At 63.7% G+C, this 22,307-nt stretch carries 21 protein-coding genes; 11 read left to right on the top strand and 10 right to left on the bottom strand.

Features of this window, described 5'->3' with window-relative positions; translation table 11 throughout:
* The first annotated feature begins 56 nt into the window (after positions 1 to 56).
* The 3 genes from ACO06J_RS12530 (at position 57) to ACO06J_RS12520 (ending at position 3,536) form a co-directional block, all read left to right on the top strand.
* Complete coding sequence (locus ACO06J_RS12530; protein WP_421761050.1) at positions 57 to 1,190, top strand: Gfo/Idh/MocA family protein; 1,134 nt, start codon at positions 57 to 59, stop codon at positions 1,188 to 1,190.
* A 234-nt stretch (positions 1,191 to 1,424) separates the two neighbouring features.
* A complete protein-coding gene (locus tag ACO06J_RS12525; protein WP_421761049.1) occupies positions 1,425 to 2,276 on the top strand; it encodes a sugar phosphate isomerase/epimerase family protein in 852 nt (283 codons plus the stop codon).
* A gap of 252 nt (positions 2,277 to 2,528) precedes the next feature.
* The gene (locus tag ACO06J_RS12520; RefSeq protein WP_421761048.1) at positions 2,529 to 3,536 is read left to right on the top strand and encodes a lactonase family protein; all 1,008 of its coding nucleotides are present in this window, start codon (positions 2,529 to 2,531) and stop codon (positions 3,534 to 3,536) included.
* Between the two features lie 102 nt (positions 3,537 to 3,638).
* Here the strand turns inward: ACO06J_RS12520 and ACO06J_RS12515 are convergent, their stop codons facing one another.
* Together ACO06J_RS12515 and ACO06J_RS12510 are read right to left on the bottom strand one after the other, a co-directional pair.
* Positions 3,639 to 4,844: an MFS transporter gene (locus tag ACO06J_RS12515; RefSeq protein ID WP_421761047.1), complete on the bottom strand. Its 1,206-nt coding sequence runs from the start codon at positions 4,842 to 4,844 to the stop codon at positions 3,639 to 3,641.
* A 225-nt stretch (positions 4,845 to 5,069) separates the two neighbouring features.
* Positions 5,070 to 5,873 (bottom strand): hypothetical protein, encoded by an 804-nt coding sequence (locus ACO06J_RS12510; protein ID WP_421761046.1) that lies wholly within the window; start codon positions 5,871 to 5,873, stop codon positions 5,070 to 5,072.
* Between the two features lie 155 nt (positions 5,874 to 6,028).
* On the opposite strand from ACO06J_RS12510, the gene ACO06J_RS12505 reads away from it, so the two are divergent.
* The 4 genes from ACO06J_RS12505 (at position 6,029) to ACO06J_RS12490 (ending at position 9,199) form a co-directional block, all read left to right on the top strand.
* Positions 6,029 to 6,388, top strand: a complete 360-nt coding sequence (locus ACO06J_RS12505) for a GntR family transcriptional regulator (RefSeq protein WP_421761045.1) — start codon at positions 6,029 to 6,031, stop codon at positions 6,386 to 6,388.
* The gene (locus tag ACO06J_RS12500; protein ID WP_421761044.1) at positions 6,381 to 7,262 is read left to right on the top strand and encodes an ABC transporter ATP-binding protein; all 882 of its coding nucleotides are present in this window, start codon (positions 6,381 to 6,383) and stop codon (positions 7,260 to 7,262) included. The genes ACO06J_RS12505 and ACO06J_RS12500 overlap by 8 nt, the downstream gene beginning before the upstream one ends.
* Entirely contained in the window at positions 7,259 to 8,140 is an 882-nt protein-coding gene (locus ACO06J_RS12495) for a hypothetical protein (RefSeq protein WP_421761043.1), read from the top strand. The genes ACO06J_RS12500 and ACO06J_RS12495 overlap by 4 nt, the downstream gene beginning before the upstream one ends.
* Before the next feature lie 141 nt (positions 8,141 to 8,281).
* On the top strand, positions 8,282 to 9,199 hold the full coding sequence (locus ACO06J_RS12490; protein ID WP_421761042.1) for a catechol 1,2-dioxygenase: 918 nt from the start codon (positions 8,282 to 8,284) through the stop codon (positions 9,197 to 9,199).
* 144 nt (positions 9,200 to 9,343) lie between these two features.
* On the opposite strand, the gene ACO06J_RS12485 is transcribed toward ACO06J_RS12490, so the two are convergent.
* The gene (locus ACO06J_RS12485; RefSeq protein ID WP_421761041.1) at positions 9,344 to 10,369 is read right to left on the bottom strand and encodes a threonine aldolase family protein; all 1,026 of its coding nucleotides are present in this window, start codon (positions 10,367 to 10,369) and stop codon (positions 9,344 to 9,346) included.
* Between the two features lie 145 nt (positions 10,370 to 10,514).
* Here ACO06J_RS12485 and ACO06J_RS12480 point away from each other — a divergent pair, with 145 nt between their 5' ends.
* Positions 10,515 to 11,513, top strand: coding sequence for a zinc-binding alcohol dehydrogenase family protein (locus ACO06J_RS12480; RefSeq protein ID WP_421761040.1), 999 nt, complete (start codon positions 10,515 to 10,517; stop codon positions 11,511 to 11,513).
* A 270-nt stretch (positions 11,514 to 11,783) separates the two neighbouring features.
* Here ACO06J_RS12480 and ACO06J_RS12475 read toward each other — a convergent pair whose 3' ends face one another.
* Positions 11,784 to 11,993 (bottom strand): hypothetical protein, encoded by a 210-nt coding sequence (locus ACO06J_RS12475; protein WP_421761039.1) that lies wholly within the window; start codon positions 11,991 to 11,993, stop codon positions 11,784 to 11,786.
* 117 nt (positions 11,994 to 12,110) lie between these two features.
* Here ACO06J_RS12475 and ACO06J_RS12470 point away from each other — a divergent pair, with 117 nt between their 5' ends.
* Entirely contained in the window at positions 12,111 to 12,653 is a 543-nt protein-coding gene (locus ACO06J_RS12470; RefSeq protein WP_421761038.1) for a DUF924 family protein, read from the top strand.
* A 12-nt stretch (positions 12,654 to 12,665) separates the two neighbouring features.
* Here the strand turns inward: ACO06J_RS12470 and ACO06J_RS12465 are convergent, their stop codons facing one another.
* Positions 12,666 to 13,364 carry a helix-turn-helix domain-containing protein gene (locus tag ACO06J_RS12465; protein WP_421761037.1) on the bottom strand — a complete coding sequence of 233 codons (699 nt, stop codon included), beginning with the start codon at positions 13,362 to 13,364 and terminating at the stop codon, positions 12,666 to 12,668.
* A 236-nt stretch (positions 13,365 to 13,600) separates the two neighbouring features.
* On the opposite strand from ACO06J_RS12465, the gene ACO06J_RS12460 reads away from it, so the two are divergent.
* A complete protein-coding gene (locus tag ACO06J_RS12460) occupies positions 13,601 to 13,939 on the top strand; it encodes a hypothetical protein (RefSeq protein ID WP_421761036.1) in 339 nt (112 codons plus the stop codon).
* A gap of 138 nt (positions 13,940 to 14,077) precedes the next feature.
* Here the strand turns inward: ACO06J_RS12460 and ACO06J_RS12455 are convergent, their stop codons facing one another.
* A complete protein-coding gene (locus tag ACO06J_RS12455) occupies positions 14,078 to 14,986 on the bottom strand; it encodes a sugar kinase (RefSeq protein ID WP_421761035.1) in 909 nt (302 codons plus the stop codon).
* Positions 14,987 to 15,110: 124 nt separating this feature from the next.
* On the opposite strand from ACO06J_RS12455, the gene ACO06J_RS12450 reads away from it, so the two are divergent.
* On the top strand, positions 15,111 to 16,586 hold the full coding sequence (locus tag ACO06J_RS12450) for a mannitol dehydrogenase family protein (RefSeq protein ID WP_421761034.1): 1,476 nt from the start codon (positions 15,111 to 15,113) through the stop codon (positions 16,584 to 16,586).
* 44 nt (positions 16,587 to 16,630) lie between these two features.
* Here ACO06J_RS12450 and ACO06J_RS12445 read toward each other — a convergent pair whose 3' ends face one another.
* From ACO06J_RS12445 to ACO06J_RS12430, 4 genes are all read right to left on the bottom strand, one after another.
* Positions 16,631 to 18,139 carry a bifunctional metallophosphatase/5'-nucleotidase gene (locus ACO06J_RS12445; RefSeq protein WP_421761033.1) on the bottom strand — a complete coding sequence of 503 codons (1,509 nt, stop codon included), beginning with the start codon at positions 18,137 to 18,139 and terminating at the stop codon, positions 16,631 to 16,633.
* 131 nt (positions 18,140 to 18,270) lie between these two features.
* Entirely contained in the window at positions 18,271 to 19,431 is a 1,161-nt protein-coding gene (locus ACO06J_RS12440) for an iron-containing alcohol dehydrogenase (protein WP_421762503.1), read from the bottom strand.
* Between the two features lie 42 nt (positions 19,432 to 19,473).
* Positions 19,474 to 20,856, bottom strand: a complete 1,383-nt coding sequence (locus ACO06J_RS12435) for an aldehyde dehydrogenase family protein (RefSeq protein WP_421761032.1) — start codon at positions 20,854 to 20,856, stop codon at positions 19,474 to 19,476.
* A 32-nt stretch (positions 20,857 to 20,888) separates the two neighbouring features.
* On the bottom strand, positions 20,889 to 22,256 hold the full coding sequence (locus tag ACO06J_RS12430; RefSeq protein WP_421761031.1) for a glutamine synthetase family protein: 1,368 nt from the start codon (positions 22,254 to 22,256) through the stop codon (positions 20,889 to 20,891).
* Positions 22,257 to 22,307: the final 51 nt, after the last annotated feature.

The following is a 22,307-nucleotide window of genomic DNA, read 5'->3' as shown; positions in this document are numbered from 1 at the left end:
GATGAGGGGGGCTTTGTCCACGCGTCGCCATTGCAGATAATTCAAGGAACACACCAATGACCAAGAACCTCAATATCGGCATGGTCGGCTATGGCTTCATGGCCCGCGCCCATTCCAATGCCTGGGCCAACGTCTCCCACTTCTTCGATACCGGCTATCGCCCGGTGCTGAAGGCCGCCGCAGCGCGCAATGTCTCCAAGCTCCGCCACTTCGCCGAGCAATGGGGCTATGAGAGCCAGGAGGCCGACTGGCACCACATGGTCGAGCGCAAGGATATCGACGCCATCGATATCTGCGTGCCCAACGATCTCCACGCCGAAATCGCCATCGCCGCCGCCAAGGCCGGCAAGATGGTGCTCTCCGAAAAGCCGCTCGCCCGCACCGAGGCCGAGGGCCTGCCCATGGTCGAAGCCGTCGAAAAGGCCGGCGTCGCCAACATGGTCTGGTACAATTACCGCCGCGTCCCCGCCGTCATGCTGATCAAGAACCTCGTGGAGTCCGGTAAGCTCGGGAAAATCTTCCACTACCGCGCCAAGTTCCTTCAGGATTGGACCATCTCACCCGATGTCCCCCAGGGCGGCGCCGGCACCTGGCGTCTCGACGTCGGCGCGGCCGGCTCGGGCGTTACCGGCGATCTCCTCGCCCACTGTCTCGATACCGCCACCTGGATCAATGGCGGCATCACCTCCCTCACCGCCATGACCGAAACCTTCGTCAAACAGCGCAAGCACACCGACACCGGCAAGGTGCAGGAGGTCGGCATCGATGACGCCGCCGCCGTCCTCACCCGCTTCGAAAACGGCTCGCTCGGCACCTTCGAGTCTACCCGCTACGCCCGCGGCCACAAGGCGGCCTATACGCTCGAAATCAACGGCGAAAAGGGCTCGCTCGCCTGGGATCTTCACGATCTCAACCGCGTGCAGTTCTTCGATCACTCGGTCGAAGGCCAGCTCCGCGGCTGGACCAACATTCTCGTCACCGATGGCGATCACCCCTATCTCGGCAAATGGTGGGTGCCCGGTCTCATCATCGGCTACGAGCATAGCTTCACCCACCAGGTCGCCGATTTCCTCGAAGGCCTCAAAACCGGCAAACCCGCCGCCCCCACCTTCCGCGAAGCGCTGGGCACCAACCGCCTCTGCGACGCCATCATCGCCTCTGGCAAATCCGGCCAGTGGGTGAACATCTAGGGGAGAAAGACCCTTCTTACCTCTCCCTTAGGGGAGAGGTCGGCGCGCAGCGCCGGGTGAGGGGGCCTTCCTATTCTTCTCCCCGTCGGGGAGAAGGTGGCGCGCAGCGCCGGATGAGGGGTCTTTCTTTTCCTTCACCTCTCCCTGGGGGGAGAGGTCGGCCCGCAGGGCCGGGTGAGGGGGCCTTATCTTCTTCGCCGCGAGTGAGGGGCAGTTGCACAAAAGGACAACAACATGAAACTCGGCTTCAACCTCCTGCTCTGGACCTCGCACGTCACCGACGCCGATTGGCCCACCATCGAAAAGCTGCAGGCGACCGGCTATGACGGCGTCGAGATCCCGATGTTCGAGGGGGACGTCGCCCATTACGAAAAGCTCGGCAAGCGCCTCGCGGCCGCCGGCATCAAGTCCACTGGCATCGGCGTCATGCCCGGCGGCGGCAAGAACGCCATCTCTGCCGACAAGGCCGAGCGCGCCGCCGCGCTCGAGCATCTCAAATGGCTGATCAACTGCACCGCCGCCATCGGTGGCGATATCGCGGCCGGGCCCTTCCACCAGCCGCTCGGCGAATTCTCAGGCGCCGGCCCCACCGTCGATGAGATCGCCCGCTGCGCCGAAGTCCACCGCGCCGCCGCCGACTACGCCGCCCCGCTCGGCATCACACTCGCCGTCGAACCGCTCAACCGCTTCGAGTGCTACTTCCTCAACTCGGCCGCCCAGGCCGCCAATCTGGTCAAACAGGTCGGCGCCTCCAACTACGGCTACCTCTACGACACCTTCCACTTCAACATCGAGGAAGACTCGATCACCGCCGTGATCCCTGAGACCATCAAGCAGATCACGCATGTCCATATCTCGGAGAACAACCGCGGCGTTCCGGGCGCCGGGCACATCGATTTCCAGTCGGTCTTCAATGCGCTCAAACAATCGGGCTACGATGGCTGGATGACCATCGAAGCCTTCGGCGCCGCACTCCCCGGCCTCGCCGCCGCCACCAAGATCTGGCGCCCGCTCTTTGCGCGCTACGAAGACGTCTACCAGCACGGCCACACCCTCATGCGCACCGGCTGGGATCGCGCGCGGTAGGTCTCCTCAAGCGGAAGGCCCCCTCACCCGGATTGCTCCGCAATCCGACCTCTCCCCCAAAGGGAGAGGTGGGCAGTGGCAAGATCCCGCCTCCGATTACCTCTCCCTTTGGGGGAGAGGTCGGCGCGCAGCGCCGGGTGAGGGGGCCTTCGCCTGGCGTTCGACTGCTCCAGCTATTCGTCCCCCACATAACCCCTTCTCACCCCACGCTGCTTACTGCTAACTGCGGCAAACCGAACATCGAGTGTCATCATGCCCATCCTGAAGCTTCTCTCCGGCTCCTATTCCGAAGGCGCCCCCACTGGCCTCAACATCCTCGATTTCGATACCGCCACCGGCACCCTGAGCCTCTCCCACCCGCTGCCCGGCGCGCCGGACGTCTCCTTCTTCGCCTACGACCAAGGCACGCGCCGCGTCTACCTCACTGACGAGATGGGCCCCCGCGCTGGCGGCTTCTCCCTCGCCGCCGATCTCAGCGCCGCGATCCCGCTCGGCTACCAGCCCGCCGCTGGCCTCTATCCCTGCTACATCGCGCTAAGCCCCGATCGCACCCAAGTGGCCGTCGCCACCTACGGCAATGACGCCGTCGCCGTGCACGCCATCGATGCCAGCGGCGCGCTTAGCGCCAATCCCACGCTGCTCCACGGCACCCAGCCGTCCGACAAGGGCCACGCCCATTGGGTGCAGTGGTCGCCCGAAGGCGATCGGCTCTACGCCGTCGATCTCGGCCACGACGAAGTCCGCGCCTATCCTTATGCCAAAGGCGAGTTCGGCCCCGGCATCGTCGCCCATGCCCCGCCCAAGGGCGCCGGCCCGCGCCACCTCGCCTTCCATCCGGGCGGCAAGTTCGCGTACCTGATGACCGAGTATTCCAACACGCTCACCGCGCTCTGGCGCGAGGCGGATGGCACGTTGACACCGCTCCAGGTCATCACCACGCTGCCCGCTGGCTTTAGCGAAACCAGCTACGGCGCTCATATCCAGATCAACGCCGCCGGAACCGTGGTCTACGTCTCCAACCGCGGCCACAACAGCATCGCGTCGTTCCGCATCGGCGCCGATGGCCACCTGACCCCGTTGCAGACCATCTCCTGCGGCGGCGACTGGCCCCGCTTCTTCCTGCTGCTGGATCACCACCTGATCGTCGCCAACCAGCGCAACGACCTCCTCGTGGTCTTCACCGTCGCTGCCGACGGCACCCTGACCCCGAACGGCAAGACCCTGACGCTGGGCAAGCCCGTAGCGCTGCAGGTTCTCTAGAGCGTACTAGGCACGATCGCCCCGCCGCGTGACCTCTCCCTTTGGGGGAGAGGTCGGCCGAAGGCCGGGTGAGGGGGCCTTTTTAGTCCGTCAGCAAAAGCCCTACCGCATCCGCCGCCCAAAATCAGGCAACAGCACCGTCAGAAACCCCGCCAGCGGCAGGAACGAGCACATCTGGAACACGAACTCGATGCCATGCGCATCAGCAAGCGCGCCCAGCGCCGCAGCCGCAATGCCGCCGGCGCCGAAGGCAAAGCCGAAGAAGATCCCCGCGATCATCCCCACCCGGCCCGGCATCAGTTCCTGCGCAAACACCACGATGGCCGAGAACGCCGACGAGAACACCAGCCCGATGATGATCGTCAGCACCACCGTCCAGGTGAGGTCTGCATAGGGGAGGGCCAGCGTGAAGGGCAACACCCCGAGGATCGAAAACCAGATCACGAACTTCGCCCCGAACCGGTCCCCGATCGGCCCGCCGATGAACACCCCGACTGCCGAAGCGCCCAGATACACAAACAGCAGCAGCTGGCTGTCCTGCACCGCCACATGGAATTTCTCGATCAGAAAGAACGTGTAGTAGCTCGATAGCCCCGCCATGTAAGCGTTCTTGGTCAGCGTCAACACGGTCAGCACGGCCAATGCGATCAGCGTCGTCCGCCGGTCGAACGGCAGTACCATGCTGGCGGGCGCCTTGCCCACATTGGCGCGCCGGTGCGCCGCATACCACTGGCCGACGCGCGTCAGAATGAATATCCCGAGCAGCGAGCCGACGCCGAACCACGCCACGCTCCCTTGCCCATGCGGCAACACGATGAACGCCGCGAGCAGCGGCCCGATCGCCGAGCCGACATTGCCGCCCACCTGGAACAGGGATTGCGCCAGCCCGTGCCGCCCGCCCGAAGCCAGCCGCGCCACGCGTGAGCTCTCGGGGTGAAAGATCGCCGAGCCCAGCCCTACAAAGGCTGAACCGAGCAGCAGCAGCCAATAGCTCTGCGCAAAGCCCAGGATGATCAGCCCGATGAGGCTCGATCCCATCCCCACCGGCAGCGAATAGGGCAGGGGCCGCTTGTCGGTATACATCCCGATCATCGGCTGCAGCAGCGACGCTGTTACCTGAAATGTGAAGGTCAGCAGCCCAATCTGCACAAAGTCGAGCCCATAGCTCTCCTTGAGGATCGGGTAGATCGCCGACAGCAGCGATTGCATCGTGTCGTTGATCAGGTGGCACAGTGACACCGCCAGGATGATCGACAGCGTCGTCTTCTGCACCAAAGCGCGCTCAGGCGCCGCAACTGTTTCGCTCAATTGAAAATATCCGGAGAAGAGATGGCAATGCCGGTAACAGACACCGGCTGAGAACTGTCATCACCACTAACATGTCAGCCCCCGGCCGTCCCGACCGATCACTCCAAAACCGTCTTTCCAACCATCAATTCTCGTCCAGGCATTGCGGCCCTTCCCTCTTTCACCCTCCCCATTCTCAGGGGGAAGGGCCGGGGTAGGGTCAGCCCTCTCCGGCCCCACGCGAACTCACCGCCCCATCCATATTTCTAGCTTCCCCGGTACTATGGCGCTGTTCTCCTTGGCCACGAAGGTCCGCCCGATCACCTTCCACGCATTCAACTGATCGACCAGCGCGATTGCCGCCATCTCGTCCGCAGCGGCATAGCGCACCTCCGACAGGCCATCGGCGCTTGCCGTGCGCTCGCCGCCGCCTTCAACCCCTTGCACATTCCAGCCAGCGGTTTTCAGCTGGCGCATGAACTCCCGCACCGCGTCGCGGGTAATGGCGCCTGCGAACTGCACAAACACTTGCTGGCTGAACCCAAGCGCCGCCTCGCTGATCGGTGTCGCGGGCTTCGGGTCGAACGGAAAGGATGGCTTGGGATCCAACCCCATTGCTGACGCACAAAGTGAACCAGAGGAAAATCTCGCCGAAGCCACTTCCGCAACAGCCTGGTCGCTGCCCGGCTGTTCGGCAGCCTTGGCATCAGCGGCCGCCCGGCAGTTCAATGATGCAAGGCACACAACCACCGGGTTGTCCGGAAAGACCTGTGCTGCGGCAAAGGTAACCCCATAGGCGAGAGCAAACACCACGAGGCAACTGGCGACGATTGGCATCAGCACCCGATGCAGCACCACATACCCCAGCACCGCCACCAAAAATCCCAAACCCAGCAGCTTCAGAATGGCCGGCGTGTCCGAATTGAGATCGACCCCGAACGCGGCCACCATCGCCACCGCCGCGCATACGGCGATGCCCCCCAGGATCAGTCCGCCGGCCGCCGGGTTGGCCTTCATGAATTCCCTGATCACCTCAAGCTGCTTGTCCACCTTGCCCTCCGCCATGCAATGCCCGCGCTGGAGTCAGCGCATCATTTGTCTTCCGGGCCAGAGCGGATCAATACGAATGGGAACTACCCCGAGATCGATAGTTGACACCGTTTCATAGTGTGCTACATAACTACTACACTATCAAGGCATCACGCATGAGCCAATTCAACGATACCCAGCCGATCTTCCTGCAGATTGGCGAGAGGATTGCCGAAATGATCCTGAACAAGTCCGCCCGCGAGGGCGAGGCGCTTCCTTCTGTGCGCCAGATTTCTGCCGACCTCTCCGTCAATCCGCTCACCGTCACGCGCGCCTATCAGTCTCTGGTCGATCTCGGCATCGTCGAATCGCGCCGCGGCATGGGCATGTTCGTGCAGGAGGGAGCGCGCGAGCGGCTACTCACCCATGAGCGTGAGAAATTTCTGACCGACGAGTGGCCCCGCATCCGCGCCCGCATGGCGGCGCTTGAACTCGATCCCGCAAAACTGATGAGCGAAGGCAGCACCAATGAATGATCTGGCTCAACCCACGACTGCTCCGATCGTCTCGGCGCGCGGCCTCAAGAAGCATTTCGGCCGCACCGAAATCCTCCACGGTCTTGATTTCGATATCCCCGCCGGCCGCATCTACGGCCTCGTCGGCCACAACGGTGCCGGCAAGACTACGACGCTCAATGCGCTGCTCGGCCTGACCTCCTACGAAGGCACCATCCGTGTCCTCGGCGAGGACCCCTATACCAAGCGCGCCGAGCTGATGAAGAACGTCGCCTTCATCTCCGATGTCGCGAGCCTGCCGCGCTTCCTCCGTGTCCGCGAACTCTTCGCACTCCTCACCAACATCCATCCCAACTTCAGCCCCGACAAAGCCCGCAGCTTTCTCGAAGGCACCGATGTGAAGATGGAGGCGCGGATCAAGAACCTGTCCAAGGGCATGATCGCGCAGCTCCACCTCGCCGTGGTGATGGCGATCGACGCCAAGCTGCTGGTCCTCGACGAGCCCACCCTCGGGCTCGATATCACCTATCGCAAGCGCTTCTACCGGCGGCTTCTCGAAGACTACATGACGGAAGAACGCACGCTGCTCATCACCACCCACCAGGTGGATGAGATCGAGTTCATGCTCTCGGACATCATGTTCATCCGCGATGGGGACCTGATCCTCCACATGCAGATGGAAACAGTCAGCGGCAAGTTTGCCCAGGTGCTCGTCACCCCCGACAAGCTGGCTGAAGCGACCGCGCTTGGTCCCATCTACTCGGAAACCCGCTTCGGCCAGACCGCCATGGTGTTCGATGGCGTCGATCGCGAGCGGCTTGCTGCCTTCGGTGCCGTCTCCACCCCCACGCTTTCCGATCTCTTCGTCGCCCTCATGCAGCGCGGTCCAAAATGAAGTCGCTAGTTGCCCTCATCCATCGCGAATATCTGGAGCACAAGGGCGCGTTCCTGCTCGCGCCCTCGCTCATCATCGCGCTGCTCGCTGCGGTCCTTGTCTCGGGGCTCGGCTTCGGCCGCTTCCAGCTGCAGCAGAAGTTCATGCTGTTTCCCATCGTCAAGGTCTTCGAGTTCGGCTTCCTCGCCGTCGCCGGCCTCTGGTTCGCCTACATGATGGCGGCGCTGTTCTTTTACTACGCCGATGCGTTCAGCGCCGACCGGCGCAACAACGCCATGCTGTTCTGGAAATCCATGCCGGTCAGCGATTTCAAGATCCTCGCGAGCAAGATGCTGGCCGGCCTCACCCTGTTTCCGGCGATGATCTTCGTGGCCATGGTGATCTCCGGCGCCCTCATCCTCGTCGCCACCTATTTCAGCGCGCTGTTCCTCAACCAGGTCGTCCCCTCGCCGCTGCTGTTCCTGTCGAGCGCCGGGCAGGTCACCATGGTTGCCGCAGTTTATGTCGTCCTCGCGCTCCTTTGGTATGCGCCGTTCTTTGCCTGGGTGGGCCTCCTCTCCGCCCTGTTCCGCCGCTGGTCCATCCCGCTCGCCTTCCTCATTCCGTCGCTGGTCAGCCTTGCCGAAAACCTGCTCTTTAACGGCACCGGTCCGGATGGCGGCTATGTTGCCACCTACCTCCGCAACCGCTTCAGCTTCGGCGACCAGCGGAGCGATGTGGCGCTATCGATCTTCACGGACCTCCAGATCAACGGGCCCGATCTGGTCAGCCGCTTCCTCGCCACCGTCGATTGGCCGCAACTAGCCGGCGGCGTCATCGTCGCAGCGCTCCTCGTCTGGCTGGCCAGTGAATACCGGCGCCGCAACGTCGCCACCTGATCAATGCGCAATGCGGGCAAAACTGGCCCGCATTGTTGCATTTTAGTATCGAGTGCATGTCAGAGGCCGTCCGTGGCGCCACGGGCGGCTTCCGCTTATATCTGGCGGCAACAGAACCATTCACGCCTTGGGACAACCCACATGATCACCGTCGAATCGCAGCGCGCCGTCCGCTCCGCGCCCGTCCTGCCGCTCACCTCCTCGCTCGGCCCCGTCCGCATCGCCGTCACCAGCCGCGACAAGGCCCTCGCCATCTGGCAGGACGTTGTCGGTCTCGACCTCATCTCCGAAGATGCCGACGCACTGCACCTCGGCGTCGGCGGCAATGAACTGATCACCCTTGAGCTCGGCGCCAAGTCGCGCTTCCCCGATCGCTCGCTCGGCCTCTATCACGTCGCCATCCACGTCCCGACGCGTGCCGATCTCGCGCAGATGGCCGTCCGCGCCCTGCAGCGCCGTGTCCGCATCTCCCCCACCGATCACCTCGTTTCCGAGGCCATCTACCTCTGGGATGAAGACGCCAACGGCATCGAAATCACCTTCGAAACCCCGTGGCGCGGCGTCATCGGTGATGGCGAGGATGGTTTTTACGTCCGCACTATCGATGGTTCGCCCCATTCGGGCCGCGAGGCCATTGATCTCGACGACCTGCTCGGTGAACTCGGCCCCAACCCCGTGCTGCAGCCGCGCATGGCGCCCGGCACCCGCATCGGCCACATCCACCTGCATGTCAACGATCTCGAACTCGCCATGCGCTACTACCGCGACGGCATCGGCTTTGGTGGCCTGTTCATCATGCGCCGCTTCGGCATGGGCGATCTCGGGCTCGATTACCCCCCGCACACCATCGCCTTCAACATCTGGTCCGGCCCCAACGCCGCTCAGGCGCCGAAAGGCTCAGCCGGCCTCCGCTGGTTCCACATCAACGTCCCGGATGCCGCCACCCTCGACGCCATCCGCACCCGCCTCACCGCCATCAACGCCGCCTATACCGACACCAACGAAGGCCTCGAATCCCGCGACCCCGCCGGCAATCTGGTGAAGGTGGTCGTGGCGTAACGTCCCCTCACCCGCCCTGCGGGCACCCTCTCCCTCAAGGGGAGAGGGAAGTGGTGGCGAGTCCCCGCCTTTCGTCCCTCTCCCCTTGAGGGAGAGGGTGGCGCGCAGCGCCGGGTGAGGGGAAGGCCAACCACCAGCCTCCCCTCACACCACTCCCAAAAACCCTTCCACCTCAGCCTCCGTCGTCGCCCAGCTGGTCACCAATCGCACCAGCACCTCGTCGGCACCCACCGCGACCCCCGGCCATTCATGCGCCGCGCCGCCCGCCGCCCTCAGCCGGGCCAGTGCTGCCTTGGGGATCACCGCAAACACCTCGTTGATGTCGCTTTCCCAGCCCAGCCGCGCCACCGCGCTCGCCCGGATTCCGGCCCGTAGCCGCTCCGCCATCGCGTTCGCGTGCCGCGCCCGCTTCACCCAGTTCCCCTCGCTCAGATACCCCTCGAACTGCGCCGCCACGAACCGCGTCTTCGAGAACGTATGCCCCGCCCGCTGCCGCCGCGCCTCCATGTCCTGGAACAGCCCGGGTGAAAACACCACGATCGCCTCGGCTGCCCAGCAGCCATTCTTGGTGCCGCCAAAACTCAGGAAATCCACCCCCGCCCTCCAGGTGATCTCCGCCGGGCTCACCCCGAGCGCCGCCACCGCATTGGCAAACCGGGCTCCATCCATATGCACCTTCAGGCCACGCGACCGCGCGATCGCCGCTAGCTCCGTCACCTGCGCTACAGGGTAAACCGTGCCCCATTCCGTCGCGTTGGTCAGGCTCAGCCCCACCGGCACGCTGCGCCCACCCTCCGGGTGCCGCGCCAGCGTTGCGCTCAGTGCCGCCGGATCCATCCGCCCCAGCGGGCTCTTGACCGGTATCAGCTTCATCCCGCCTGATTGGAACTCGGTGGCGCCGCTCTCGTCGCTCATCACATGCGCCTCTTCCGCGCACAGCACCACGCCGCCCGGCCGGCTCAATCCCGCCAGCCCCAGCGAGTTCGCCGCAGTTCCTGTCGCGGTGAACCACACCTCCACCTCACGCTCGAACAGCTCCGAAAACCGCTGCACGACGCCGAGGCTCAGCGGATCCCCGCCATAGGCCGGCGCAAACCCGTGATTGTGCCGGATCACCGCATCCATCACTTCCGGGCTCGCCCCGGCCCAGTTGTCGCTCGCAAAGTTCACGCTGCAATCCTCTTCAAATCCCGCCCGTCATATCCCGGCAATCCGAGCCAGAGAAGGCGATAAAATCCGGCGCCGCGCTGGCTGTTTGGTCACTGACATGTTAGTGGCTGGCCATCACCATCCGCCGCAAACTGGAGATCCGATCTTGCGCGCCATATCCTGCACCGCCCCCCAGCAACTGGCCCTGGTCGATATCGCGCCGCCGGTGTTGCAGCCGGGCTGGGTGCGCGTCGCCATCCGTCACATCGGCATCTGCGGCACCGACTATCATATCTTCGAAGGCACCTTCCCCTTCTTCGAATACCCCCGCGTCATCGGCCATGAGTTGAGCGGCACCATCACCGATGCCAACGGCGCGGCCTTCGCCGTGGGCGATCCGGTGGTCATCAACCCCTACCTCCATTGCGGCCATTGCCCGGCCTGTCTCGAGGGCAAGTTCAACTGCTGCGAGACGCTCAAGGTGCTCGGCGTCCACACCGCCGGCGGCATGGCCGAAGAGATCGTGCTCCCCGCCATAAACGTTTATCCGGCCACCGGCATTTCGCTGCGCGACGCGGCCATGGTCGAATTCCTCGCCATCGGCGCCCATGCCGTCCGCCGCTCCGAGGTCAAGTCGGCCCAGCGCGCTCTGGTGGTCGGCTCAGGCCCCATCGGGCTTGGCGTGGCCTATTTCGCAAAGATCGCCGGTGCTGACGTCACCGTCGTCGATGCCGCGCCAGACAAGATCGAGGCCACCCGCGCCCTGGGCTTTCGCACCTTCAGCCTTGGCGACACAGAAGGCGCCGATTTTGCCGCGACCAAGGCTTCAGGCTTTGATGCAGTGTTCGATGCCACCGGCTCCATCCGCGCCATGAACGCCTCGATCTTTCACGCGCGAAATGGCGGCACCTACACCCTCGTCGGCGTCATCAAGGGTGATCTGGTCTTCCCAGATTCCGAAGTGCACCGCCGCGAACTCACCATCCGCGCCTCGCGCAATGCCACGCGCGAGGATTTCGAGCACGTCATGGCCTCGATCCGCGCGCGCGCAGTCCCCACCGACCGGCTCGCCACCCACCAGACCACCCTCGACCGCGTCCCCGCCGACATGCCCGGCTGGGCCCACGACCGCACCGGCGTCATCAAGGCCATTGTCACGGTGTAGAGCGCTCTCTGGGGGTCGTCTGTCCTCCCCCCACTTTTCAACCCGGCCCTTCGGACACCCTCCCCTTGACGGGGAGGGATGGGGTGGGGTGTGCGGAGCCGGTGAACAAGCAGCGTCGCAGGGGCTACTCACCCTCCTGGGGGCGCGATCACGCCACCGCGTTACCTCTCCCTTCGGGGGAGAGGTCGGCGCGCAGCGCCGGGTGAGGGGGCCTTCCACTTCAAAAGCGATAGCCCTGCCATTCTTAGGGGAGGGACAGTGCCGTAAACCCTACCCCCGCTTCATCTCAATCTGCGGCGTCACATCAATCGCCACCTCAACCCCCAGCATCCGCGCCACCACTTCCGGCGCTTCTTTCACTGTGAAGGCGCTGGCCAGCGTCTCGATGCGCGTATCCTTCAGCGCTTTCTTGACCGAGACAACATGCACCGGGTTGACGTAAATTGTGCCCTCATGGCCATCAAACTTCACCAGTTGCATTCGTCGCTCCTTATGCCCAGATGGCCAAACCGGCCGGGGCGTTCACCCCGATCATGACCCTTCGGGGAAAAGGACTGGTGAACGCGGCCGCCGATTTACCGCGCTGCGAGACCCCCGATGAAAACCGCTGACGATGTGCTCAACTTCTGGTTCGTCTCCCATGGCGAGGCCGATTGGTTCGGCGCCCGGCCCGAGTTCGACGCCGAAATTGCGCGCAATTTTTCCGAGACCCACGCCGCCGTCGCCCGTGGCGAAGCCAGCTTCTGGCGCACCACGCCCTCCGGCCGCCTCGCCGAAATCATCGTGCTCGACCAGTTCTCCCGCCAGTTGTTCCGCCAGCGCCCCGAGGCCTTCGCCACCGACCCCATGGCGCTCCGTCTGGCGCACGAAGCCGTGGGGCAGGGCGCCGATATGTTGGTCGAGCCGCGCCGCCGCGGGTTTTTCTACCTGCCCTACATGCACTCGGAATCGCTCGCCGTGCACGACGAAGCCATGCGGCTCTACGAGCGCTACGCCTATGGCGAAAACTTGAAATATGAGATCGCGCACCGCGATTGCCTCATCCGCTTCGGCCGCTATCCGCGCCGCAACGCCGCCCTCGGGCGCGCCTCCACACCGGAAGAACTCGAGTATATCGCCTCAGGAACCGGGATGCTCTGATCGGCTGCCGCGTCAGTCGAGCAGCCGGTGCCGGATCACCTCGGCCACCGTGTGCGCCCGGTTCTTGGTCCCGAGCTTGGCCGAAACATTGTCGACATGCTGGTTCACCGTCCGCGCCGACATGCCAAGCTGTTCGGCGATGTCCTGCGAAGTCAGACCGTCCGCAGATAGCGCCATCACCTCTTTTTCGCGCGGGGTGAGCGCCGGACGCGCCGTAACAATCCCGGCATTGCGCAGCGATCGTGCCTGGGCGAAAAGGTTATAGAGCACCAGCTGCAGCCCTGTCTGCTGCAGGCCGTCCAATTCGCGGTCACCGCACAGCCCGATCACGCCGACCACCATGCCGTCATAGCTCACCGGCACCAGCGTGCAGTCGATCATGTCGACTTTGGTGGCGAAAGCCAGCAACGGGTCATCGGGGCGCACGAACCGGCTGGCGTCGACACGTTGCACCCCGCCGCGTCCCAGCACCCTCGCGACCTCGGTCGTATCTTTGCGCAACCCGCTGGCAACATAACGCCCCCACCAGCCTGCGCGTGCCGGGCTGGTATCGAGAACATGCAGAGCCGACTTGATTTCGCTTGTATATTCAATGAGATATGCACTGCGGAAGCCGAGTTCATCCGCGATTTCCGAAAGAATGCTGACGATATCGTCGTCCGTGCGCGCCAGCCGAATATCGCCGAGATATCGTTCCACGAATGCCAGCATTGATGCCCCATCTGGTTCGATGCAGAACCGGTGATGTCTGGCCAATGCTAGCAGGTTGCTGGAAACTGTCACGATCTCATCGTGAAAAATCACAATGCAATAAATGCCAATGTGAGATTTACGGACGATGTTTGTGGCGATGGGACTTCTTGCACTGTCATTAGTGCCGATTCTCACTCGCGCATGAACCTGCCATATTGGCCCAGTCGGAGCCTCGCTTCGACGGGGAGGCGTCAATGGCAATGTTGCAGCGGGAGCCTGAGGTTCAGGATTGGGTGGGTTTCGACAACCCCTATCGCCTGACGCCGCGCGAACTCGAACTCTGCTTGTTGCTGCGCGATGCTGTGCCCCACTACCACATGTCGGCAATGCTGCATCTCAGCCCAGTTCTCATCGCCGCCACGCTTGGCCGGGTCATGCGCAAGACCGGAGCGCGCAACAGCGCCCATCTGCAGCACATCATCGCCACGCTGCATCGCTCGCCCGTCGAGCCCGTGTTTATCGAGGACATTTCGGAGCGCTTCGAGGCCGCCCCGCTTGATCCCTATGCCTATCAGTCGGTGGTCTTCGCCTAGCGCGTTTCGAGCAGACGCTAAACCAGGACCCTGGCTTCAAAGTCCGGCACCAACTGCGTCCACAGGTGGTCGGATCGGGGAGCGTCGCCTACCCAAAAGGCGGCGCTCCTTCTTCTTTTTACCAAGCAAGAACGCCCGCTAGCGCACCAGCGCCATATCGACCAGCGCACCCTTGTGCCCGATCACCACGCCCGCCACGCGATGCGCTTCCTTCGCCGCCTCGACCGGCGCCACGCCCCGCGCTCGCGCCGATAGATAACCGCCGTTGAACGAGTCCCCGGCACCTGTCGCATCCACCACCCTCTCCGCCTTCGGCGCTGGCACGAACACCTGCGCTTCTGCCGTCGCCACCAGCGCCGGCTCCGCGCCGTTCTTGACGATCACCTCCCGCGCCCCGATCCTCAGGTAGCGCTCCGCCGTCGCCTCCGGTGACGCGTCGCCAAACAGCGGCGCCTCGTCCGAATGCGTGGGCAAAACGATATCCGCAATCGCCGCCGCCGCCGTCAGTGTCGAGGCCATGATCTTCGGCGACGTCCAGAGCGCTGGCCGGAGGTTGGTGTCGAACACCACCTCGGCCCCCTTGTCGCGCGCCGCAACGATCGCCTTCATCAGCTTGCCACGCGCCCGGGGCGCGAGGATCGCCAGCGAGATCCCCGAAAAATACACCGTCGTAGCCCCATCCAGCGCCGCCGCCAGCGCCTCGGGGTCGTCCGCCACCAGCTTCGCCGCCGATTGCCCGCGCCAATAGGTGAAGTGCCGGTCGCCATCGGCCTGGTGGATCATGTAAAGCCCGGGGCGTTTCCCCGCGATTTCCCGCACATGCCCGGTGCCGATCCCCGCCGCCGCGATGAAGCCCCGCATGTCGCGCGAATAGATGTCGTCGCCCACCGCCGTCACATAGTCGACCGACCAGCCCTCGGGCAGCAGCGCCCGCGCATACCAGGCGGTGTTGAGCGTATCTCCGGCAAAGCCCTGCCGGTACATCCGGTCCTCGCCGCCGCTCATCTCGATCATGCACTCGCCGATGCTCACGAAGCGCTTGGTCACGTCCTGGTCCCCTTCAATCGTGAGAAGGTTTATGCCGGGCTTCCCCAACTCGCGCAACCGCACCTATGGTCGAGCGCGGCCGGCTTGGCTATGGTCGCGCCGCCATCCGGGAGGGCCCTTGTCCATGTCGCGCCTCAACACCGCCAGCCTCGCTTCAGCCTCCGTTCATCAACGGGGTGTTTCCGTGGCAAACTACGATCGCGCGACCATTTCACCCGGCATCGTCCATCTCGGCATCGGCGCCTTCCACCGCGCCCACATGGCCGCCTATGTCGACGATCTCCTGGCGCTGAACCCGACCTGGGGCATCATCGGCGCTTCCCTCCGCCGCCCCGATACCCGCGACGCCCTCGCCCCGCAGGATTTCCTCTATACCCTCGCCATTCGCGATGCCTCCGGCACCCATTGCCGCGTCATCAGCTCCATTCTCGATGTGCTCGACGCTAACACCCAGCGCCGCCAACTCATTGAAACCATGGCCTCTTCCGCCATCCGCATCGTCTCGCTGACCGTAACGGAAAAGGGCTATTGCCACGATCCGGCAACCGGCGAACTCGACCAGAACCATCCCGATATCGTCCACGACCTTGCTCACCCCGAAGCCCCTGTCAGCGCCCCTGGCCTCATCGTCCAAGCCCTTGAATTACGAAGGAAAAACGGGCTGGCGCCGTTCACGGTGATGAGCTGCGATAACCTGCCATCCAACGGCAAAACCGCCGGCCGCATCGTCCGCCGCCTCGCTGAACTGCGCAGCCCCGAGCTCGCCGCTTACGTCGCGACGGCCGCCTTCCCCTCCACCATGATCGACCGGATCGTTCCCGCCACCACCGACGCGGACCGTGAAATCGTCAAGGATATCATTGACTTGGAAGACGCTTGGCCGATCATGACCGAGCCCTTCACCCAGTGGGTGATCGAAGACCACTTCCCCCTCGGCCGCCCACCCTTTGAAACCGTAGGCGCCGAACTGGTCACCGATGTCGAGCCCTTCGAACTGATGAAGCTCCGCATGCTCAACGGCAGCCACTCCACCATGGCCTATCTCGGCTATCTCGCAGGCTACCAATATGTCAGCGAGGCCATCGCCGACCCGGCAATCCATAAGCTTGTTAATGGGCTTATGACCGAAGAGGCAATGCCGACGCTGCCCATGTCGCGCGCCACACTCGAAGCCTATCGCGACCAGCTCCTCGCCCGCTTCGCCAACCCCGCCCTCAAGCACCGCACCTGGCAGATCGCCATGGATGGCAGCCAGAAGCTACCGCAGCGCCTCCTCGGCACCATCCGCGACCGCCTTGCAAAAGGGCAGGGGATTCAACGCCTTGCGCTCGGTGTCGCGGCCTGGATGCGCTACGTCACCGGCATCGACGAACAGGGCAACGCCATCGACGTCAAAGACCCCCACGCCGCCCGCCTCCGCGCCATCGCCGACGCCGCCGCCCGCGATCCGGAAAAGCTCGCCGCCGGCCTCCTCGCCGTCACCGAGATCTTCGGCACCGACCTCGCCGGCAACAGCGCGTTCCGCACCGCCGTCACCAAGCACCTGAAATCACTGCTGGAATCCGGCAGTGCCGCGACTGTCGCAGCGTTGGTAGCGTAGGGGCGGCCGAAGCCGCCCCCGAGTCCATTGCGGAATAGCGTCGCTTACTGGATGACGATACGGCCTTCCACCATCTGGTGGATGCCGTTCTGCTGCACATACTCCATCACGTCATTGGCCATGATGTCGCCCTCGCGCGCCCCGATCAGCACCTTGCCAGTGCCGAGCGCCTTGTAGCCATCGCCACCATTGAGCATGAAGTCATTGGTAGCCACCTTGTAGGTCGCGGCCGGGTCCAGCGGTTTGTCGCCCACCAGCACAGACACCACACGCGAGCCAGCCGGCTTCTTGGAGTCGACTGTCACCGTGATGCCCGCCACCTGCGGGAAGCGGCCCGCACCCTTTTCCATCTGGCTGAAGCCATTCTCGAGCGCATCGAGGATCGCCTGTCCGCTGAGTTCCGTCACCACGGTCACATTGCCGAACGGCAGTTCGGTGAAGATGTCCTTGCGGGTGATGTCGCTGCCTGCCGGATACTCCTTGTCGGCGCGAATCCCGCCGCCATTGGTGATGGCAAGGTCAGCGCCATTTGCCGCCATCATGGCGTCTGCAATCAGGTTGCCCATCGCCGATTCCTGAGCGCGAACAACGTTGCGGCGGGAATCCAGCGGGCCTTCGGTGCTGCCGATCTTGACGTTGAGCTGGGTATCGAGATCAGCACGGTACTTGTCGACCAACACCTGCGTTTCCGCGTCTGCCGTGACCGTTGCGGTATCGATAAACCGGAAGTTCGGTGTCCAGCTGATCGTGCGCTTGCCGTCCTTTTCCTGCACATCGACATTGAGGTCGAGTGCGGTCAGGTAGTTGGCTTCCGTCGAAGTTTCGACATAGGCGGTGACCCCATCATAGGCCGCCGTGAAATCGTGGTCGTCGCCCGAGAGTATCGCGTCAAAGGCGTGGCTGCGCACCAGTTCCTGGTCGTAGTCATGCTCGGCCTGCACCACGCCAACCACGATCTCCGCGCCATCCGCGCGCGCCTGCTTGGCCGCTTCGATGGCCGACGACACCGTCGGGCCAAACTTCCAGTCCCCGGTGCTGGAGACTTCGGGCGAGGTGTCCTGTGCCACCGGAACCAGCGCGACCTTCAGCCCGCCGATTTCCTTGATCACCACCCCGCCCAAGCCGGGAACCGGCGAGCCATCGGCCTGCGTGATGTTGATCGCCGCCCACGGATACTTCGACTCACCCACGCGCGTCAGGAAGTTCTCCGTGCCGAAATCGAACTCATGGTTGCCCGGCACCGCGATGTCGAACGGCACGACATTGGTCAGCGCAATGGTGTTCGCGCCCTTGTCGAGACCCGAGATCAGCGAGGGTGACAGCATGTCGCCGTCAAACACATAGATCGTGTTGGGATTAGCGGCCTTCTCAGCCTTCGCCACAGCGTTCAGCCGGGCAAACCCGCCACGCGCCTTGCCACCCTCAAAATTGTAGATATCGCCCACGCCCAGCAGCGTGATCTTGATGGGCTCAGCCAGAGCCGGAAGCGCCGCAACACTGGTGAGGAGCATCGCCCCCAGCACGCTTGCAAAAGTCTTGGTAAACCGCTGCATGGTCTTAACTCCCTGAAAATGTTCGATCTCTTCGCCGCAGATGGGCAGGCTGCTGTCAGTGCCCGCCCAGTCTCGCGATATCGACAATCCAGTTAGCGGACTCTCATGGCGGCAGTGCGACTATTGCGCCTCTACAGCCGCCCCTCCATGGCCCGATCGAAGATCTCGAGCGCCCGCGCCTTGGTGAGCTCAATCGGGTTGCCGCCCGCCGTCGGGTCGACAATCGCCATGTCGCCGATCAGCTCGCGCTTGGTCCCATCGACCTTGAAGTCCTTGAGCGTGTGCGGAACGTTGAGCTTGGATCGCAGCGCACTCACCGCGTGAAGGAACGAGTCAAAGTTCGGCGCCAGCCCGCAATAGGCCGCGAGCCGCGCGATCTTTGCTTCGATCGCATCCCGGTTCACCACCAGCACATAGGGCATGAACACCGCATTGGTCATGCCGTGATGGGTGTCGTAGAGCGCCCCCACCGGATGGCTCAGCGCATGGATGGCGCCCAGCCCCTTCTGGAACGCCGTCGCCCCCATCGCCGCCGCGCTCATCAGGTGCCCGCGCGCTTCAATATCATTGGGATTGTGGACCACCTTGGGGAGGTTCTCCAGCACGAGCCGGATACCCTCAACAGCAATGCCGTCCGCCAGCGGGTGATAGCCCGGCGCGCAATAGGCCTCGAGGCAATGCGCCAGCGCGTCGAACCCGGTCCCCACCGTGATGAAAGCCGGCATCCCCACCGTCAGCTCTGGGTCGACGATCACCACCTTGGGCATCATCAGCGGGTGAAAAATCACCTTCTTGGTATGCGTCGTCTCGTCGGTGATGACGCCCGCGCGGCCCACTTCCGAGCCCGTGCCCGCTGTCGTCGGCACCGCCACAATCGGGAATATCCCCTTGGGGTCGGCCCGCGTCCACCAGTCGCCGATATCTTCAAAGTCCCACATCGGCCGGGTCTGGCCCGCCATGAAGGCAATCACCTTGCCCACGTCGAGCCCCGAGCCGCCGCCAAACGCGATCACCCCGTCATGCCCGCCCTTGCGCAGCACTTCGACGCCGGCATTGACGTTGGCCGAAATCGGATTGGGCTTCACGTCGGCGAACACGCCAACCTCTATCCCGGCATCCTTCAACAGCTTCAGCGTGCTCTGCGTCACCGGCAGGTTGACCAGCCCAGCATCGGTCACCAGCAGCGGCCGCGAAATCCCCGCCGCCTTCAGCGCCTCCGGCAGTTCCTTGATCCGCCCAGCGCCAAACTTGACGGCGGTGGGGTAGTTCCAGTTGGCTTTGGTGGCCATGATCTTTCTCGCTTCTGGCGCGTCGCGCCGCATCTACAGTGCCGCTCAGAGCTTCCTGAGGTGATAGCTCTTGGGCTGCGTCAGGTTCTGGTAGCCGATCTCGCTCAGCGCGCCGCCCTTGCCGGTGTCCTTGACCCCGGTCCAGACCAGCGCAGGGTCGAGATAGTCGCAGCGGTTGGCATAGACCGTGCCGGTCTCGACCTTGGCGCCAACCTTGGCCGCCGCATCAAGGTCTTCCGTCCAGATCGATGCGGAAAGCCCGTAAGGGCTGTCGTTCATCAGCGTGATCGCCTCCGCATCGTCGGCAACCTTCATGATCCCGACGACCGGCCCAAAACTCTCTTCCCGCATCACCGCCATCTGGTGGTTGACGTTCACCAGCACTTCCGGCGCGAGATAGGGTGAGCCCTCCTCGTCGAGGTCATGCTTGGTGTTGAGCAGCGCCGTGGCACCCTTGCGCAGCGCCTCAAGCGTCTGCCCGCGCACGAGGTCGGCAAACCGCGGCGTCGCCATCGGCCCAACCACAGTGTCCGCGTCGAGCGGATTGCCCAGCTTCCAGCCCTTCGACTGCTCGACGAAGCCCTCGATGAACTGGTCATAGACTTCCGCATGCACGTAGATGCGCTCCACCCCGCAGCAGCTCTGCCCCGAGTTGAAGAACGAGCCATCCACCAGGTTTTCGGCCGCATACGCCACATTGGCGTCCGCCCGCACATAGGCCGGGTCCTTGCCGCCGAGTTCCAGCCCGAGCGTCGCGAACGTTCCCGCCGCCGCCTTCTCGATCCGCCGCCCGCCTTCCACCGATCCGGTGAAGTTGATGTGGTCGATCTGACCCGAGCCGATCAGCTTTTCGGTGTCGGCATGGTTGAGCACCAGGTTCTGGAACAGCCCATCCGGCAGCCCCGCCGCCTTGAACGCCTCGGCAAACCGCTCACCCACGAGCAGCGTCTGCGACGCGTGCTTGAGGATCACCGCATTACCTGCCATCAGCGCCGGCACGATCGAGTTCACCGCGGTGAGGAACGGGTAGTTCCAGGGCGCAATCACCATCACGTTGCCCAGCGCCTCGCGCGCGATCCAGCGCTCGAACCCGTCCTTGGCCGGCCGCATCGAGGGCTTGAGGCTCTCCTCGGCGATCGCGATCATGTGCCGCGCCCGCTCTTCAACGCCGCGCTTTTCACCGCCAAACCGCACCGGCCGGCCCATCTGCCAGGCCAGTTCCGGCACGATCTCGTCGTTCTTGCCAATCAGAGCGTCGACAAAATGCTCAAGAAACTTCGCCCGCTCCTTGACCGTCAGCTCGTTCCAGACCTCGCGCGCCCGGCGCGTCTTGGCCACCGCCGTTTCGATTTCCGTGGCCGTCGCGATTGCCCGCTCGGCATAAACCCGCCCATCAATGGGCGAGACGATCTTGACCGTGTCGGCCATGGGTCACCTGCTGGTTGAATTGCTGCTGGTTCTTACGTCCGCTCGAACCCGCGCTTCAACTCCCAATCGGTGACGCGGCGGTCATATTCGAACTGCTCCCAGTTGCCGGTGTGCACATAGTGGCTGATCACGGGCTCGCCGAACGCCTCTTTCAGCATCTTCGATTTCTGCATCGCGGCAATCGCGTCGCGCAGCGTCTTGTGCACTTCGCGCAGCTTCTTGCCCACATAGGCGTCACCGGTGAAGGCGGGTTCGAGCTCCAGCTTATCCTCGACGCCTTTCAGCCCTGCCGCGATCAGCGCCGCATAGGCGAGATAGGGGTTGAGGTCCGCCCCGCCGATCCGGCACTCCACCCGCACGCCCTTGGTGTTTTCGCCGCAAAGCCGGAACCCCGCCGTACGGTTATCCGACGACCAGATCGCCTTGGTCGGCGCAAACGTGCCCGCCTGGAACCGCTTGTACGAGTTGATATAGGGCGCAAGGAAATAGGTGATGTCGCCCGCGTAAGTCAGCAGCCCTTGCATGAAGTGCTTCATCAGCGGCGACATGCCGCGCTCGTCCTTGCTGTCGATAAAGGCGTTCTTGCCGCCCTTGGCCAAGCTCATGTGGATGTGGCTCGATGAGCCGGCGAGGCCGAAATCCCACTTCGCCATGAAGGTCACGGCCTTGCCCTGGAAATGCGCGATTTCCTTGATGGCGTTCTTCATCACCACATGCCGGTCGGCCATGGTCAGGGCGTCCGCATATTTGACGTTGATCTCTTCCTGGCCCGGGCCCCACTCGCCCTTCGAATTCTCGACCGGAATGCCCGAGGCCTGGAGTTGCTTCCGTACCGCGCGCATCACCCCTTCTTCCTTGGTCGTCTGGAAGATGTGGTAATCCTCGATGTAGTAGCCGGCGGTCACGAGGTTCTTGTAGCCCTTGTCCCAGGCCGAGCGGAATCCCTCGTCAAACAGGTAGAATTCGAGTTCCGACGCAAAATTCGCCGTCAGCCCCAGCTTCTCGAGCCGCGCCAGCTGCGCCTTCAGAATAGCGCGCGGAGAATGCGGGATCGGGTCGTGGTGATGGTGGTCGACGAGGTCGGCGAGGATGATCGCCGTCCCTTCAAGCCAGGCCGCCTTCATCAGCGTTGAAATGTCGGGCTTCATGACGAAATCGCCATAGCCCTTGGCCCAGTTGGCCGCCTCGTAGCCGGGTACCGGCTCCATGTCGATGTCGTTGGCGAGCAGATAGTCGCAGCCATGCGTCTCGTCGATCGCGCCTTCGAGGAAGAACTCGGCCTGGAAGCGCTTGCCGATCAGCCGCCCCTGCATGTCGGGAAACGCCACCAGCACGGTGTCGATAGTGCCGGACTTCACGTCGGCTTTCAGTTGATCAAGCGAATAGGCAGCACTGGCCATGGCATTACTCCCGTCATGCGGATTGTTCTGGTTGGGGAGCCGCAGTTTTCC

Origin of the sequence: Devosia sp. (genome assembly GCF_965229025.1) — a bacterium.
GTDB lineage: Bacteria > Pseudomonadota > Alphaproteobacteria > Rhizobiales > Devosiaceae > Devosia_A.
The sequence above is the reverse complement of the archived record's forward strand: the minus strand, read 5'-3'. Positions and strand labels throughout refer to the sequence as shown.

What these genes read in the sequence shown, in the direction of transcription:
- ACO06J_RS12530 (WP_421761050.1), top strand. Translation starts at nt 57, where the DNA reads ATGACCAAGAACCTCAATATCGGCATGGTCGGCTATGGCTTCATGGCC.
- ACO06J_RS12525 (WP_421761049.1), top strand. Translation starts at nt 1,425, where the DNA reads ATGAAACTCGGCTTCAACCTCCTGCTCTGGACCTCGCACGTCACCGAC.
- ACO06J_RS12520 (WP_421761048.1), top strand. Translation starts at nt 2,529, where the DNA reads ATGCCCATCCTGAAGCTTCTCTCCGGCTCCTATTCCGAAGGCGCCCCC.
- ACO06J_RS12505 (WP_421761045.1), top strand. Translation starts at nt 6,029, where the DNA reads ATGAGCCAATTCAACGATACCCAGCCGATCTTCCTGCAGATTGGCGAG.
- ACO06J_RS12500 (WP_421761044.1), top strand. Translation starts at nt 6,381, where the DNA reads ATGAATGATCTGGCTCAACCCACGACTGCTCCGATCGTCTCGGCGCGC.
- ACO06J_RS12495 (WP_421761043.1), top strand. Translation starts at nt 7,259, where the DNA reads ATGAAGTCGCTAGTTGCCCTCATCCATCGCGAATATCTGGAGCACAAG.
- ACO06J_RS12490 (WP_421761042.1), top strand. Translation starts at nt 8,282, where the DNA reads ATGATCACCGTCGAATCGCAGCGCGCCGTCCGCTCCGCGCCCGTCCTG.
- ACO06J_RS12475 (WP_421761039.1), bottom strand. Translation starts at nt 11,993, where the DNA reads ATGCAACTGGTGAAGTTTGATGGCCATGAGGGCACAATTTACGTCAAC.
- ACO06J_RS12470 (WP_421761038.1), top strand. Translation starts at nt 12,111, where the DNA reads ATGAAAACCGCTGACGATGTGCTCAACTTCTGGTTCGTCTCCCATGGC.
- ACO06J_RS12465 (WP_421761037.1), bottom strand. Translation starts at nt 13,364, where the DNA reads ATGCTGGCATTCGTGGAACGATATCTCGGCGATATTCGGCTGGCGCGC.
- ACO06J_RS12460 (WP_421761036.1), top strand. Translation starts at nt 13,601, where the DNA reads ATGGCAATGTTGCAGCGGGAGCCTGAGGTTCAGGATTGGGTGGGTTTC.
- ACO06J_RS12450 (WP_421761034.1), top strand. Translation starts at nt 15,111, where the DNA reads ATGTCGCGCCTCAACACCGCCAGCCTCGCTTCAGCCTCCGTTCATCAA.
- ACO06J_RS12445 (WP_421761033.1), bottom strand. Translation starts at nt 18,139, where the DNA reads ATGCAGCGGTTTACCAAGACTTTTGCAAGCGTGCTGGGGGCGATGCTC.
- ACO06J_RS12435 (WP_421761032.1), bottom strand. Translation starts at nt 20,856, where the DNA reads ATGGCCGACACGGTCAAGATCGTCTCGCCCATTGATGGGCGGGTTTAT.
- ACO06J_RS12430 (WP_421761031.1), bottom strand. Translation starts at nt 22,256, where the DNA reads ATGGCCAGTGCTGCCTATTCGCTTGATCAACTGAAAGCCGACGTGAAG.